18 protein-coding genes and 3 tRNA genes are annotated in these 13,664 nt (G+C 67.0%); 12 read left to right on the top strand and 9 right to left on the bottom strand.

Annotated features, from left to right (window positions below; translation table 11 throughout):
* Positions 1–45: 45 nt before the first annotated feature.
* Together G6N30_RS22985 and G6N30_RS22980 are read right to left on the bottom strand one after the other, a co-directional pair.
* Entirely contained in the window at positions 46–288 is a 243-nt protein-coding gene (locus tag G6N30_RS22985) for a hypothetical protein (RefSeq protein WP_134057152.1), read from the bottom strand.
* 148 nt (positions 289–436) lie between these two features.
* Positions 437–640: an excisionase family DNA-binding protein gene (locus tag G6N30_RS22980; protein WP_134057154.1), complete on the bottom strand. Its 204-nt coding sequence runs from the start codon at positions 638–640 to the stop codon at positions 437–439.
* Positions 641–743: 103 nt separating this feature from the next.
* On the opposite strand from G6N30_RS22980, the gene G6N30_RS22975 reads away from it, so the two are divergent.
* Positions 744–1,355 (top strand): hypothetical protein, encoded by a 612-nt coding sequence (locus tag G6N30_RS22975; protein ID WP_134057156.1) that lies wholly within the window; start codon positions 744–746, stop codon positions 1,353–1,355.
* The gene (locus tag G6N30_RS22970) at positions 1,348–2,511 is read left to right on the top strand and encodes a tyrosine-type recombinase/integrase (RefSeq protein ID WP_134057158.1); all 1,164 of its coding nucleotides are present in this window, start codon (positions 1,348–1,350) and stop codon (positions 2,509–2,511) included. The genes G6N30_RS22975 and G6N30_RS22970 overlap by 8 nt, the downstream gene beginning before the upstream one ends.
* Positions 2,512–2,587: 76 nt before the next feature.
* On the opposite strand, the gene G6N30_RS22965 is transcribed toward G6N30_RS22970, so the two are convergent.
* Together G6N30_RS22965 and G6N30_RS22960 are read right to left on the bottom strand one after the other, a co-directional pair.
* A tRNA-Arg gene (locus tag G6N30_RS22965) sits at positions 2,588–2,660 on the bottom strand.
* 55 nt (positions 2,661–2,715) lie between these two features.
* A tRNA-Ser gene (locus G6N30_RS22960) sits at positions 2,716–2,804 on the bottom strand.
* Positions 2,805–2,886: 82 nt separating this feature from the next.
* Here G6N30_RS22960 and G6N30_RS22955 point away from each other — a divergent pair.
* Entirely contained in the window at positions 2,887–3,951 is a 1,065-nt protein-coding gene (locus G6N30_RS22955) for a pyridoxal phosphate-dependent aminotransferase (RefSeq protein ID WP_134057160.1), read from the top strand.
* Complete coding sequence (locus G6N30_RS22950) at positions 3,948–4,415, top strand: DUF4334 domain-containing protein (RefSeq protein WP_134057162.1); 468 nt, start codon at positions 3,948–3,950, stop codon at positions 4,413–4,415. The genes G6N30_RS22955 and G6N30_RS22950 overlap by 4 nt, the downstream gene beginning before the upstream one ends.
* Here the strand turns inward: G6N30_RS22950 and G6N30_RS22945 are convergent.
* Positions 4,412–4,996 (bottom strand): TIGR03086 family metal-binding protein, encoded by a 585-nt coding sequence (locus G6N30_RS22945; RefSeq protein ID WP_134057164.1) that lies wholly within the window; start codon positions 4,994–4,996, stop codon positions 4,412–4,414. The genes G6N30_RS22950 and G6N30_RS22945 overlap by 4 nt on opposite strands.
* Positions 4,997–5,036: 40 nt before the next feature.
* On the opposite strand from G6N30_RS22945, the gene G6N30_RS22940 reads away from it, so the two are divergent.
* The 3 genes from G6N30_RS22940 to G6N30_RS22930 all read left to right on the top strand — a co-directional run bounded on the left by G6N30_RS22940 (position 5,037) and on the right by G6N30_RS22930 (position 6,632).
* Positions 5,037–5,366 (top strand): hypothetical protein, encoded by a 330-nt coding sequence (locus G6N30_RS22940; protein WP_234880234.1) that lies wholly within the window; start codon positions 5,037–5,039, stop codon positions 5,364–5,366.
* Positions 5,367–5,376: 10 nt separating this feature from the next.
* Positions 5,377–6,192: a crotonase/enoyl-CoA hydratase family protein gene (locus G6N30_RS22935; RefSeq protein WP_134057168.1), complete on the top strand. Its 816-nt coding sequence runs from the start codon at positions 5,377–5,379 to the stop codon at positions 6,190–6,192.
* A gap of 257 nt (positions 6,193–6,449) precedes the next feature.
* Positions 6,450–6,632 (top strand): hypothetical protein, encoded by a 183-nt coding sequence (locus G6N30_RS22930; RefSeq protein WP_134057170.1) that lies wholly within the window; start codon positions 6,450–6,452, stop codon positions 6,630–6,632.
* A gap of 74 nt (positions 6,633–6,706) precedes the next feature.
* Here the strand turns inward: G6N30_RS22930 and G6N30_RS22925 are convergent, their stop codons facing one another.
* From G6N30_RS22925 to G6N30_RS22915, 3 genes are all read right to left on the bottom strand, one after another.
* Positions 6,707–7,129 carry a hypothetical protein gene (locus G6N30_RS22925; protein ID WP_134057172.1) on the bottom strand — a complete coding sequence of 141 codons (423 nt, stop codon included), beginning with the start codon at positions 7,127–7,129 and terminating at the stop codon, positions 6,707–6,709.
* A 129-nt stretch (positions 7,130–7,258) separates the two neighbouring features.
* Positions 7,259–7,345: transfer RNA gene (locus G6N30_RS22920), tRNA-Ser, on the bottom strand.
* Positions 7,346–7,365: 20 nt separating this feature from the next.
* The gene (locus G6N30_RS22915; RefSeq protein ID WP_134057173.1) at positions 7,366–7,878 is read right to left on the bottom strand and encodes a MarR family winged helix-turn-helix transcriptional regulator; all 513 of its coding nucleotides are present in this window, start codon (positions 7,876–7,878) and stop codon (positions 7,366–7,368) included.
* Positions 7,879–7,944: 66 nt separating this feature from the next.
* Between G6N30_RS22915 and G6N30_RS22910 the strand changes: the two genes are divergently transcribed.
* Complete coding sequence (locus G6N30_RS22910; RefSeq protein ID WP_134057175.1) at positions 7,945–8,928, top strand: NAD(P)H-quinone oxidoreductase; 984 nt, start codon at positions 7,945–7,947, stop codon at positions 8,926–8,928.
* On the opposite strand, the gene G6N30_RS22905 is transcribed toward G6N30_RS22910, so the two are convergent.
* Positions 8,929–10,125: a cysteine desulfurase-like protein gene (locus G6N30_RS22905; RefSeq protein WP_134057177.1), complete on the bottom strand. Its 1,197-nt coding sequence runs from the start codon at positions 10,123–10,125 to the stop codon at positions 8,929–8,931.
* A gap of 475 nt (positions 10,126–10,600) precedes the next feature.
* On the opposite strand from G6N30_RS22905, the gene G6N30_RS22900 reads away from it, so the two are divergent.
* The 4 genes from G6N30_RS22900 to wzm are packed head-to-tail and all read left to right on the top strand — an operon-like array spanning position 10,601 to position 13,656.
* Positions 10,601–11,113 (top strand): bacterial proteasome activator family protein, encoded by a 513-nt coding sequence (locus G6N30_RS22900; RefSeq protein ID WP_134057179.1) that lies wholly within the window; start codon positions 10,601–10,603, stop codon positions 11,111–11,113.
* Positions 11,114–11,120: 7 nt separating this feature from the next.
* Complete coding sequence (gene wzt, locus G6N30_RS22895) at positions 11,121–11,939, top strand: galactan export ABC transporter ATP-binding subunit Wzt/RfbE (RefSeq protein WP_134057181.1); 819 nt, start codon at positions 11,121–11,123, stop codon at positions 11,937–11,939.
* A complete protein-coding gene (glfT1, locus tag G6N30_RS22890; RefSeq protein WP_134057183.1) occupies positions 11,936–12,829 on the top strand; it encodes a galactofuranosyltransferase GlfT1 in 894 nt (297 codons plus the stop codon). Before wzt ends, glfT1 begins: the two co-directional genes overlap by 4 nt.
* Positions 12,826–13,656, top strand: coding sequence for a galactan export ABC transporter permease subunit Wzm/RfbD (gene wzm / locus G6N30_RS22885; RefSeq protein ID WP_134057185.1), 831 nt, complete (start codon positions 12,826–12,828; stop codon positions 13,654–13,656). Before glfT1 ends, wzm begins: the two co-directional genes overlap by 4 nt.
* Positions 13,657–13,664: the final 8 nt, after the last annotated feature.

Below are 13,664 nucleotides of genomic sequence, written 5' to 3'. Positions count from 1 at the left end.
TGCGGGTGTTGCCGCACTCGCAGCAGAGTGCCTGTCGACGGGTGCTCATCGCCGGATTCCCTCGGCTTCGAGGACATCGGACGCACGGTCGATGAACGCGGCGGCCTGCCGCAAGTGGCCCAGCCCGGCCACGACATCGGAAACCGCGAACAGCGGCGCGTCCTGCAGCGACTCTCGGAGGATGCCGTTAAGGTCCAGGCGCACCCGGTCGATTAAGTTGACAATCGTGTCCAACCGCTGATCGATGGCGGTATTTGTCCGCTTCGCGGATGAAGTGTTTACACTCATGTCTAGATCTCCTTCGTGGTTGTGGTGACTGCTGGGTGGTCGTTTCTCCGAAGGGCCTCGGCTGCAACCGGGGCCTTTCGCATATCCGGGGTCTGGTCGTCGTCGACCAACCCGAGGTCGCAGTGATCTTGCTGCGGCAAGTCCCGCATCAGGCAGCGCCGTCGTCGATCTTGTTGATGAACTCATTGATGGCTGCCTCCGAGACCAGCCGTCTACGGCCAACTCTCACACTGCGCAATTCGCCGCTGGCCATGAGTTCGAAGACCTTGCTTCTCCCTACGCCGAGCCTGACCATCACCGATTCCACGCCGTGCAACTGAGCGTTGGCTCGGTCCGCCAGAGGTGCTGACATTTCGACCCTTTCTTCGTATTGCGCAGAGTATTGGTTCGTATCTGCGTGAGACGAAGACTACCACGGCTTTCTACGGACGCAAGAAAGTCCGTATACTCTGCGTGTGGCGAAAGATGAGTCGGGTGAAGCGCCCGTACGGACGTGGGCGGCGGAGATTGTCAGACGGGTTGGTGGCGCTGCGAAGGCGGCCCGAGCGAATGGGTCTGCGAGGTGGCTCAGCGAACGAACGGAAGAGCTCGGCTATCGGATCTCCCCGACCGTGATCGCGAAGTTGGACTCTGGCCACCGGGGTGAGGTTCTCAGTGTTGCCGAGCTTCTGATCATTGCTGCAGCACTTGAGGTTCCGCCAGTGACACTGCTTTATCCGAATCTGCCTGACGGAGAGGTCGAGCGAACCCCAGGGAAAGTCGAAACCGCTCTGTCTGCTGTCCGCTGGTTCGCGGGCGAAGATGACACCGGCTCGCCGGAGTACCTGCCCCGACTATTGCATCTATCCCGTGAGCGTGAGGGCATGATTCGTAGCGCCAAGAGGCAGGAACAGACGCTGGCCAGGATGGCAGCACGTGGTGAACCCATTGACGGGAAGTCCTGGCCTCGGATCGATTACGTGTCGCACATCCGGCAGATCGAGCGGATGATGCGGGAGATCCCGGGCGCTACATTCGACGAGTTCGAATTCAACTTCCCGCTGTCCTACCCCCGCGGCCATGCCTAGACAGCGAATGAAGCCCGGCGAGCACGGCCGCATCGCTGAGAGGTCCAGCGGCGGGCGATTCTTCGCGACAACGTACGTACGTGATGCCGACGGCAAGCGCCGTCGAGTAGAGCGGTCAAGTAATAAGTCCATCGAGGACGCGCGCCGTCTTCTGCAGCGACATCTCGCTCATCGCCGAACACCCCTGTCTGGGCAAGCGATCACGGAGCGGACGACTCTCGCCGAGATCTTCGAGCTCTGGATCGAGGCGAAGGCAGCCGAGGACGGGATCAGCCAGCAGACCGCCGATCAATACAGGGCGGTCTGGGAGAAGCATGGCCTTCAACAGCTCGGCGCGCTCACCGTCACAGAGCTGCCGACCAGTCGAGCCAATGCCCACCTCAAGCTGATGGGCGCTACTACTCAGGCCACGCGCCTCCGAATGGTCCTGCGCGGAATGTTCACACTCGCGGTGGGATTCGATGTTGTCGGCGTCAACCCGATCAGGGAAGCGAAGGTCACTAAGACCTCGTCGATCTCTCCCCGGGCGGCCACGGCGGACGAATTTCATCAGGTTCGGGCAGCGGTGCGCGCCTACGCGGAACGTCAGGGGTCCGGACCGCAACCGGGTCGCCTACTACTGCCGTTCGTCGATCTCCTGGTGGCCACCGGCGGCCGGCCGAACGAGGTGTTGGCCCTGCGGTGGTCCGACGTAGATCTCAGCAGCGATCCTCCCACCGTTACCATCACGGGCACCTTGATCGATCACGGTCGCATCGCGGGCATGCCGCTACACCGACAGGATCTCCGCAAGGGTGGGGCGCCGGAGCACACGGTGGTGCTCCCCCAGTTCGGCGTCGACGCTCTGCTGACACTGAAAGAGGATGGAGCTGCTGCGGACGGACCGGTATTCGCGAACCGTCTGGGCGGGTGGATGTCTCTGACGAACATGCGTCGGGCTCTGCGCGCAGCGCTTCCTGACAGCCTCGCCTGGATCACGCCGCACTCGTTTCGACGGACGGTTGCCACTGTCGTGCGGGATGCTCACGGGCCTGCGTTGGCGCAACAGCAACTGTCACACGCGAAGCTGGACACGACCGAGAAGCACTATTTGCAGCGCCAGACCCGCGGCCCCGACGTACGGGAAACGCTGGAAGCCTTCGTCGGCGAGACGTGAGAGTGAAAGTATCCGGAAAGTGTCAGCTACGGGCGTGTCCGCTGAGCCGCTGAAACGCATATGCGCTGGTATTGAGTGCGCCCGAAGGGATTCGAACCCCTAACCTTCTGATCCGTAGTCAGATGCTCTATCCGTTGAGCTACGGGCGCTTACCGTGTTCAGTTGTCCGTCGTACTTCAGTCGTGGCTGACGAGTCAGCCGCGGCGGAGGCGAGAGGATTTGAACCTCCGGTCCCCTGTAAGGGGGACAACTCATTAGCAGTGAGTCCCATTCGGCCGCTCTGGCACGCCTCCTGACGTTACCGCCGGTCGCACAGCCTACACATCCGTCGGCCGTGGAAGCAAAGCGGTCGATGGGCCACCCTATGCTGGTCGGGTGACCGCCCGCCTACGCCCCGAACTGGCCGACATCCCGGCCTACACACCGGGTAAGACGGTTCCGGGTGCCGTCAAGATCGCCAGCAACGAGACCGTGCACGGCCCGCTGCCCAGCGTGCGGGCGGCGATCGAGAAGGCAACCGACCAGATCAACCGCTATCCCGACAACGGCTACCTCGAACTGCGCGAGCACCTGGCCAAGCACCTCGACGGCGGGGCCTTCACGCCCGAGCAGATCTCCGTCGGCTGCGGCTCGGTCAGCCTGTGCCAGCAGTTGATCCAGATCACGTCGTCGGTGGGCGACGAAGTGGTGTTCGGGTGGCGCAGCTTCGAGATCTACCCGCTGCAGGTCCGCACCGCGGGCGCCACCCCGGTGCAGGTTCCGCTGCGCGACCACACCCACGACCTCGACGCGATGCTGGCCGCCGTCACCGACCGCACGCGGCTGATCTTCGTGTGCAACCCGAACAACCCGACCAGCACCGTCGTCGACCCCGAGGCGCTGGCCCGGTTCGTCGAGGCCGTCCCGCCGCACATCCTCATCGCGCTCGACGAGGCCTACGTCGAGTACATCCGCGACGACCTGCTGCCCGACAGCTTCGGGCTGGTCCGGTCGCACCCGAATGTCGTGGTGTTGCGGACGTTTTCGAAGGCCTACGGGCTGGCCGGGCTGCGCATCGGATACGCCGTGGCCGACCCCGACATCGTCACCGCGCTGGGCAAGGTCTACGTCCCGTTCTCCGCGACCACCGTGTCGCAGGCCGCCGCGATCGCTTCCATCGACGCCGCGGACGAACTGCTCGCCCGCACCGACGAGGTCGTCGCCGAACGCACCCGCGTCACCGCCGCGCTGCGGGACGCCGGGTTCACGCTGCCCCCGTCGCAGGCCAACTTCGTCTGGTTGCCACTGGCCGAGCGCACCCTCGACTTCGTCCGCCGTGCAGCCGAGAACCGGTTGGTGGTACGGCCCTACGGTGAGGACGGCGTGCGCGTCACCGTCGCCGCACCACACGAGAACGACGCGTTTCTCGACTTCGCCTGCAACTGGATTGGAGACCGATGACCCGCACGAGGTTCGACGAGCTCAAGGACCGGACCGACACCATCGCCGACTCCGAACTCGACGAGTTCTGGGCCACGCTCGAACCGGTCGACATCGACTTCATGATCGGCGAGTGGAAGGGCGGCGAGTTCCACACCGGTCATAAGGCGAACGGCTTCATGGAGCGCCTCAACTGGTTCGGCAAGACGTTCCACTCGGCGGCCGACGCGAAACCGCTGGTCTGCCTGGACGCCGACGGCAACAAATTCTCCAACACCGAGGCGATGAAGGGCGAAGCCAGCCTCTGGATGGAGGAGTTCCGCGGCCAGGTGACCGCGTCGATGGTCTACGACGGCGCACCCGTGCACGACCACTTCAAGAAGGTCGACGACAACACCCTGCTGGGCATCATGAACGGCAAGGGCGCCCTCGACTTCAGCTCAGGGGCCGGCCGCCACCTTTACTTCTACCTCGAGCGGGTCTAAGCCTCGACGCGGCGGCCGGTGAAGGCCAACAGCCGCTGCAGCGGCGGCGCGTCCTCGGGCACCTCCACCGGCTCGTCGAAGCCCGCCCGCACGCGGCCCTCCGGCGTCAGGAACTTCTCCGTCAGCCCGAGGACGTACTCGCTCAACGAATCGGGCGCGGGCACCTCGCGGCCGGTCGCGGCGGCGTAATCCCATGCGTGGACGAGGAATTCGAGCGACAGGATGCCGACCAGCACCGTGGCCGGCATCTCGGTGCCGCCGACGTCGATCGCGCCGTCGAGTCCGCGGCGGTGCCACGCGTCGAGTGCGGGCCGAGCGGCGAGGATCACCTGACGTTCCACCGACTCCGACGGATCCCGCTCGGGCATCTCCGCCCCGGCCGCGCCGCCGATCAGCGTGATCGACCTCAACAGGTGATCGGTCAGTCCCGCCACGTCGAATTCGCGGCACGGCGTCTGCTTGCCCAGATCGTCCTGGGCGATTCCGCGCACCACCTGGTGCAGCACACCGAGACTGAGCTCGGCACTGCGCAGTTCGTTGGTCGGCGGTGAGTCGGGTCCCTGCGGCAGGTCGCTACGCATGGTGCTCAGGTTACGTGGCGGTGCGCCTATCGTGGCCCAGATGGGTACGCATGCGAGGACTCTGACGGCACGCCTGGCGGCGGGAGCACTCCTGAGCGCGGGGTTGCTCGCCGGCTGTACCCAGACGGTGACCGGCACCGTCGCGCAGACCACCGAGCCGGGTCCGCCGATCCCCGACGCACAGACCGTCACCTGCAAGGAGTACGGCGCCCTCGAAGAGGACGCGCAGCTCGCGATCATCGGCGAGCTGATGAAGGAGGGCAGCGGTCGGATGGGTTCCCAGCGGACCGTGGTCGCCAAGACGCTCGCCGACGCGATCTGCGAATACCTACCCGCGGCCCGGCTCAGCGAGATCCTGGTCGGCCGCTAGCCTCAGCCCTATGGGCGATACATACGAGTCGGTGACCGTCGGCGTCGACGGCCACGTCGCACAGGTGACGTTGATCGGTCCCGGCAAGGGGAACGCGATGGGGCCGGCGTTCTGGGCCGAACTGCCCGACGTGTTCGGCTCCCTCGACGCCGATCCCGAGGTGCGGGCGATCGTGCTCACCGGCTCGGGCCGCAACTTCAGCTACGGGCTGGACCTGGCCGCGATGGGCGCCGAGCTGCCCGGTCTGGACGCCGGCGCCAAGTCGCGCGCCGACTTCCACAAGCGGCTGCAGAAGATGCAGGGCGCCATCAGCGCGGTCGCCGACTGCCGGACCCCGACGATCGCCTCGGTGCACGGCTGGTGCATCGGCGGCGGGGTGGACCTGATCAGCGCGGTGGACATCCGCTACGCCAGCGCCGACGCCAAGTTCTCGGTGCGCGAGGTGAAGTTGGCGATCGTGGCCGACGTGGGCAGCCTGGCCCGGCTGCCGCTGATCCTGACCGACGGGCACCTGCGCGAGCTGGCACTGACGGGTAAGGACATCGACGCGGCGCGCGCCGAGAAGATCGGCCTGGTCAACGAGGTGTTCGACGATCCCGAGGCCTCGCTGGCCGCCGCGCGCGCCACCGCCGAGGACATCGCGGCGAACCCGCCGCTGACCGTGCAGGGCGTCAAGGACGTGCTCGATCAGCAGCGCATCGCCCGGGTGTCGGAAAGCCTGCGCTATGTGGCGGCGTGGAATTCGGCGTTCCTGCCGTCGAAGGATCTCGGCGAGGCCGTCACCGCGATGTTCCAGAAGCGGCCGCCGAACTTCACCGGCGAATGAGCGGTGGCGGAGGGATTTGAACCCCCGGACGGTTTCAGCCGTCTCTCGCTTTCAAGCTCGCGGCACCAACGGTTTCCGCTGCGCGCGGGGTCTGTCACAGAGCTCTGACCAGGCAGCTGCGGCGTGAATGTGCGCTCTGATTCCCGGTCACGTGTCGCCCATGTGGCACGTCACGAGCCGGACCACTACCCACACCGCTGACCTGTTCGACGCGTGAAGCGCGCCGGTTGTCGGTGGTCGCGAGCACCATGTCGGCCATGAGCATCTACGACGACCTTGCCGAGTCCGCTTCGTTCATCGCCGGCCGCGACGCAGCCCGCGAAGTGCGCCGCGAGGGGTTCGGGTGGAGCGAAGACAGCGGGCACCGCATGTGCCCGTCTGGCCTGCACCCTGACGACGAAGCGGCGTGGCTGAACGGGTGGCGGTCGGTCTGGGACTGACCGTGACACGGAACAGCCGCAACGCGCCTACCCCACTTTCACAGCGGCTGTGTCGCCTCGCCTTCCCGTTTGTCTCATCCCGGATCGAGGTGCTCACGGACAACGGCGATGTCCCTCGTGCGGTCACGCGCGATCCGCCGCGACCTCACCGTGAAGGCGGACTTCTCGATCACTACGAGTCGCAGCCCATGCTCGGGGATCAACGTGCGCTTGCGTGCGTCGTAGAGCCGGCGCTGCTCGCCGCGGCCGATCCCGGAGACGGTCTGGCGCCGGTCGAAGAACGGCGAAGGTTGTGAGTGCTGCTCCTCTTGGAACTCGACGACGAGTCCCAGGTCCGGCCAGTGCCCGTCCACGGGAAGCGTCGCCCCACGCGGCCGTGTAGGCGACGGATCTCCGCGGAGCCAGTCGAACCTCGCCTGGCGATGTCCCGGAATCCTGAGGACCTCGTCGCACAGGTCGAGGACGTAGTGCTCGTCGGAGTCGGCGCGGCTAGCCATCGGTCAATTCTCACAGGGGACGCAGGCACCGGGTGGTGCACGGCCAGAAGAGTCCTACAGCCTCGTGTCCTGGTCGGCGCGATCGAAACTCCACCTGATCGCGGCCGCCGAATTTCACCGGCGAATGAGCGGTGGCGGAGGGATTTGAACCCCCGGACGGTGTTAGCCGTCTCTCGCTTTCAAGGCGAGTGCATTAGGCCGCTCTGCCACGCCACCGCGCAACAGCGTAGTGGGTGCTACACGCGGCCGAGTCTGGCGGGCGCCGAGCCCGCCCGCATCGCCGCGCTCACCCGGCGGCAGTTCTCCCCCATCGCCGCGATCTGCGGCCGCGACAGCCGGCCCAGGAAATGAGCCCGCACGCCGTCGCCGTAGGTGACCATCGCCTCGCGTACCTGGGCGCGGCCGTCATCGGTGATCGTCGCCAGCACGCCGCGACCGTCGTCCGGGCTGGCGCCCCGCCGCACCAGGCCCTGCATCTCGAGCCGGCGGATCTGCCGCGTCACCCGACTGGGCAACGACATCAGCTTCTCCGCGAGGTCACCCATACGTGCCGAGCCCGTCGGCGACTTGTCCAGCATGTCGAGCAACCGGACGTCGTTGAGCGTCAAGTGGTGCTGTTCGACCAGCGTCTTGTTCAGCGTTGCGTAGAGCCTCAGCGCGGCGTCCAGGAAATTTTGCCAGGACCGCTGTTCTGCAATGTCGAGCCCCGGCATGTCGCTCGCCGTACGCCCCCCGATCATCCCCTCCATCCGCCCATGGTAGAACACGAAACCGCTGCCGGGAAGCGAACTGTACTCAGGGGTAGGGTTTAAATGATGCATGCGATCGTTGCGGAGTCCCCAGAGAAGCTGATTTGGACGGAAGTTCCCGAACGCGCACTTCAATCCGGTGAGGTCCGCATCGATGTCGTTGCCGCAGGTATCAACCGCGCGGACCTGATGCAGGCCGCGGGCAAGTATCCGCCCCCGAAAGGCGCCAGCGACATCATGGGACTCGAAGTCTCCGGTGTCATCAGCGAAGTCGCCGACGGGGTGTCCGACTGGTCCGTCGGGCAGCCGGTGTGTGCTTTGCTGGCAGGCGGCGGATACGCGGAAAACGTGACCGTGCCCGCCGACCAGGTGATGCCGGTGCCGGACTCGGTGGAACTCCCCTACGCCGCCGCGCTGCCGGAAGTGGCGTGCACGGTGTGGTCGAACGTCGTGATGACGGCCGGGCTGGCGGCCGGGCAGGTCCTGCTCGTCCACGGCGGGGCCAGCGGCATCGGCACCCACGCCGTCCAGGTGGCGCGTGCGCTGGGCTGCCGCGTCGCGGTCACCGCGGGCTCGGCCAACAAACTGGACCTGTGCCGTGAACTGGGCGCCGAGGTGGCGATCAACTACCGCGACGAGGACTTCGTCGAGCGTCTCCGCGCCGAGACCGACGGCGCTGGCGCCGATGTCATCCTCGACATCATGGGCGCGGCGTACCTCGACCGGAACATCGACGCGCTGGCCACCGGCGGGCACCTGGTCATCATCGGCATGCAGGGCGGCGTCAAAGGGGAACTCAACATCGGCAAGCTGCTGGGCAAACGCGCCAGCGTGACGGCGACCGCGCTGCGCTCACGTCCGGTCGCGGGGCCGGGCGGCAAGAGCGACATCGTCGCCGAGGTCGTCGCGAACGTATGGCCGATGGTCGCCGACGGCCGGGTGCGCCCGATCATCGGGGCGGAATTCCCGGTGCAGGAAGCCCAAGCCGCTCAGGAACTGCTGAACTCCGGCGAGGTGTCGGGCAAGGTCCTGCTGCGCGTGCGCGACTGATCAGCCCAGCGACGCCAGGGCGCGCACCAGCTGATCCACCTCGGCGGCGGTCGTGTAGTGCGCCAGCCCGATCGTCACCGCGCCGCCGATGTCGTCGACGCCGATGACGTCGAGCACCCGGGAGTTCGCGTTCGCGATCGCCAGCACGCCGTTGTCGGCGAGCCGCTGCACCACCTTCTCGGCCGGGACGTCGCGCACCGCGAAGCTCAGCACCGGGATGCGGACCTCGGGCTGACCGATGACCATGACCAGGGGCAGCGAGCGCAGCGACATCAACAGGTAGTCGAACAGCCGGCTCATATAAGACGTGGCCGACTGCATCGACAGCGACAGCCGTTCCCGCCGGGTGCCGGTGGCGTTCTCATCGAGGCCGGCCAGGTATTCGATGCTGGCGACCAGGCCGGCGAGCATGCCGAACTGGTGGACACCGACCTCCAGCCGGGCGGGCCCGGTCGCGTACGGGTCCAGCGACACCGATCCGAACTGGTCGATGGTCGACGGATCCCGGAAGACCAGCGCGCCGATCGGCGGCCCACCCCAAGCGACGGCGTTGAGCGCCACCACGTCGGCGTCGATCTCCTCGAGGTCGATCAGCCGGTACGGCGCGGCCGCCGAGTGGTCGACCACCACCAGACCGCCCACCTCGTGCACCAGCTTGGTCACCGCACGCAGGTCGGTCACCGTGCCGATGGTCGACGAAGCCGATCCGATGGCCACCAGCCGCGTCGGGCCGGTGATCAGGCCCTCCCACTGCCAGGCGGGCAGCTCACCGGTCTCGATGTCGACCTCGGCCCACTTGATCTTGGCGCCGTAGCGGTTGGCCGCGCGCAGCCAGGGCGCGATGTTCGCCTCGTCGTCGAGCCGCGTGACGACGACCTCGTAGCCCAACCCGACCCGCGACGACGCGGCATCGGCCAGCGATGCCAGCAGCAGCGCGCGGTCGGCGCCGAGCACCACACCCCGCGGGTCCCCGTTGACCAGATCGGCGACGGCCTGGCGGGCGGCGTGCAGCACCGCGGCGCTGCGCCGGGCGGACGGATGTGGTCCGACGGTCGTCGACATCGAGCCGCGGAAGGCGGTGGAGACCGTCGTGGCGACGGCATCGGGCAGCAGCATCCCGTGCTGTGCGTCGAAATGCACCCAGCCGTCGCCCAGTGAGGGGTGCAACCCACGCACCCGGGCGACGTCGTATGCCATTGCAGCCACCTTAGAGCGTTCGTGAATTCCACAAACCGACACGATTTCGATGAGTGCCCGACCGTGCGCATCGATCGTTGCCGCACTGGATCGGCTCACCTGCGCAGCCATACTAGTCCAGGACCCTGACGGTGCCGAGCGCTAATCCCCCCACCGTTGCTGACGCGAGCGTAAACCACCTCTGCGGACGCGCACGCCCGTCCCACCAGCCGACCTGGTCGGCCAGTTCGTGTCAGTGACCGGCATTTCGCAGCGGCCACCGCTTGTTTGCCGACAGCGCGTTTTTTCGGCACGCGCGATGATCGGTGGAGGGGGCCGGGCAGTCACCTCCGCAACCGGCCGGTGCCCACGTTCGACGCCGTTGTTCGCCTGGGAACCCACCGGCAACCCGCGCGGCCGGTGGCGTGCGGGCGCACCGGCACGGACGGACTAGTGTCACACCGGTAGAACAGCCTTAAGAGGGAATGCGACAGAGATGACGCTGAACAACGACGACGACAACATCGAGATCATCGGCGGCGACGCCCGCGCCGAGGAGCAGGACGGCGACGGCAAGTCGCTGACCGACCTGGTCGAGCAGCCCGCGAAGGTGATGCGGATCGGCACCATGATCAAGCAGCTGCTCGAGGAGGTGCGCGCGGCTCCCCTCGACGACGCCAGCCGCAACCGGCTGCGCGAGATCCACCACACCAGCATCCGCGAACTCGAAGAGGGTCTGGCGCCCGAACTGCGCGAAGAGCTCGAACGGCTGACGCTGCCGTTCACCGAGGACAGCACGCCCTCGGACGCCGAGCTGCGTATCGCCCAGGCCCAGCTGGTCGGCTGGCTCGAGGGCCTGTTCCACGGCATCCAGACCGCGCTGTTCGCCCAGCAGATGGCCGCCAGGGCCCAGCTCGAACAGATGCGACAGGGCGCGTTGCCCCCGGGCATCGGGGTCCAGGGTCAGCGCGGCGGGCCCGCGCACCCCGGCACCGGGCAGTACCTCTAGGGCACCGGTGGCGGTTCCTCGTATCGAGACCCGGGACGCCTGGGTCGAATTCCCCATCTTCGACGCCAAGACCCGCTCGCTGAAGAAGGCGTTCCTCGGCAAGGCCGGCGGCGCGATCGGACGCAACGAGTCCAACGTCGTGGTCATCGAGGCACTCCGCGACATCACGATGTCGCTGGAACTCGGCGACCGCGTCGGGCTGGTCGGACACAACGGTGCGGGCAAGTCGACGCTGCTGCGGCTGCTGTCGGGCATCTACGAGCCGACCCGCGGCTCGGCCACGGTGACCGGCCGGGTCGCGCCGGTGTTCGACCTCGGTGTGGGGATGGACCCGGAGATCTCCGGCTTCGAGAACATCATCATCCGCGGGCTGTTCCTCGGCCAGACCCGCAAGCAGATGCTGGCCAAGGTGGACGAGATCGCCGAGTTCACCGAGCTCGGCGAGTACCTGTCGATGCCGCTGCGCACCTACTCGACCGGTATGCGGGTGCGGCTGGCGATGGGCGTGGTCACGAGCATCGACCCGGAGATCCTGCTGCTCGACGAGGGCATCGGGGCCGTCGACGCCGACTTCCTGAAGAAGGCCCAGACGCGGCTGCAGAAGCTGGTCGAACGGTCCGGGATCCTGGTGTTCGCCAGCCACTCCAACGAGTTCCTCGCCCGGCTGTGCAAGACCGCGATGTGGATCGACCACGGCACCATCAAGATGGCGGGCGGTATCGAGGACGTCGTGCGCGCCTACGAGGGTGAGGACGCGGCCCGGCACGTGCGGGAAGTGCTCGACGAACACCGCGGGGACTGGTCCACCGACGAGCCGGCCCGATGACCGAAACGGTCCACGCGGTCGTCGTCACCCACCGGCGTCCGGAATCACTGGCGCGGTCGCTCGACGCGCTGTGCGCGCAGACCCGTCGGCCCGACGGGCTGATCGTGGTCGACAACGACGACGACCCCCTGGTGCGTGACCTGGTCGCCGGCCAGCCGATCCCGTCGACCTATCTGGGGTCGCGCCGCAACCTCGGCGGCGCGGGCGGATTCGCGCTCGGCATGCTGCACGCCCTGGCCGCCGGCGCGGACTGGGTGTGGCTGGCCGACGACGACGGACGGCCGCTGGATCACTCGGTACTCGGTGTGCTGCTCGACTGCGCTGAGCGCCACGGGCTCGCGGAGGTGTCGCCGATGGTGTGCGACATCGACGACCCGGCCCGCCTGGCATTCCCGCTGCGGCGCGGGCTGGCGTGGCGGCGCCGCGTCGACGAGCTCGGCGACGGCGACCTGCTGCCGGGTATCGCCTCGCTGTTCAACGGCGCCCTGTTCCGCGCGTCGACGATCGAGGCCGTTGGGGTGCCGGATCTGCGGCTGTTCGTCCGGGGTGACGAGGTGGAACTGCACCGCCGCCTGGTGCGTTCGGGTCTGCCGTTCGGGACCTGCCTGGAGGCGACCTACGTCCACCCGTGCGGCAGCGACGAATTCAAGCCGATCCTCGGCGGGCGGATGCACACGCAGTATCCCGACGACGCCACCAAACGCTTCTTCACCTATCGCAACCGCGGATACCTGCTGGCGCAGCCGGGTCTGCGCAAGCTGCTGCCACAGGAGTGGGTGCGGTTCGGCTGGTACTTCCTGGTGTCCCAGCGCGATCCCGCCGCGCTCCGGGAGTGGATCCGGTTGCGCCGTCTCGGTCGGGAAGAGAAGTTCGGGAGGCCGGGCACGTGACGTTCGTTGACGCTTCAGCGCAGTCGAAGACGATGGCGCGGGCCTGGCGTGACCTCCGGGAGGGGTTCGGCAAGCGGGAACTGTGGCTGCACCTGGGCTGGCAGGACATCAAACAGCGTTACCGCCGTTCGGTGCTCGGCCCGTTCTGGATCACCATCGCCACCGGCGCCACCGCGGTCGCCATGGGGTTGCTGTACTCGAAGCTGTTCAAACTCGAACTGTCCGAACACCTTCCGTACGTGACGATGGGCCTGATCGTCTGGAACCTGATCAACGCGTCGATCCTGGAAGGCGCCGAAGTCTTCATCGCCAACGAGGGCCTGATCAAACAGCTACCGACACCGCTGTCGGTGCACGTCTACCGGCTGGTGTGGCGGCAGATGATCCTGTTCGCGCACAACATCATCATCTTCGTCATCATCGCGGTCATCTATCCGAAACCATGGAGCTGGACCGATCTGGCGGTGATCCCGGCGCTCGCGCTGATCATGCTGAACTGCGTGTGGGTGTCGCTGTGCTTCGGCATCCTCGCGACCCGCTACCGCGACATCGGGCCGCTGCTCAACAGTGTGGTGCAGCTGCTGTTCTTCATGACGCCGATCATCTGGAACGAGGCGACGCTGCAGGCTCAGGGCGCCGGGCAGTGGGCCAAGATCGTCGAACTCAACCCGCTGCTGCACTACCTCGACATCGTGCGGGCTCCGCTGCTGGGCGCCGACCAGGAGCTGCGGCACTGGGTCGTGGTGATCGTCTTGACGGTCATCGGGTGGACGATGGCGGCGCTGGCCATGAAGCAGTACCGGGCTCGAGTGCCGTACTGGGTATGACGGTCCGC

Source organism: Mycolicibacterium litorale, from assembly GCF_010731695.1.
GTDB classification, from domain to species: Bacteria; Actinomycetota; Actinomycetes; order Mycobacteriales; family Mycobacteriaceae; genus Mycobacterium; species Mycobacterium litorale.
This window is presented reverse-complemented; position numbering and strand designations above follow the sequence as displayed.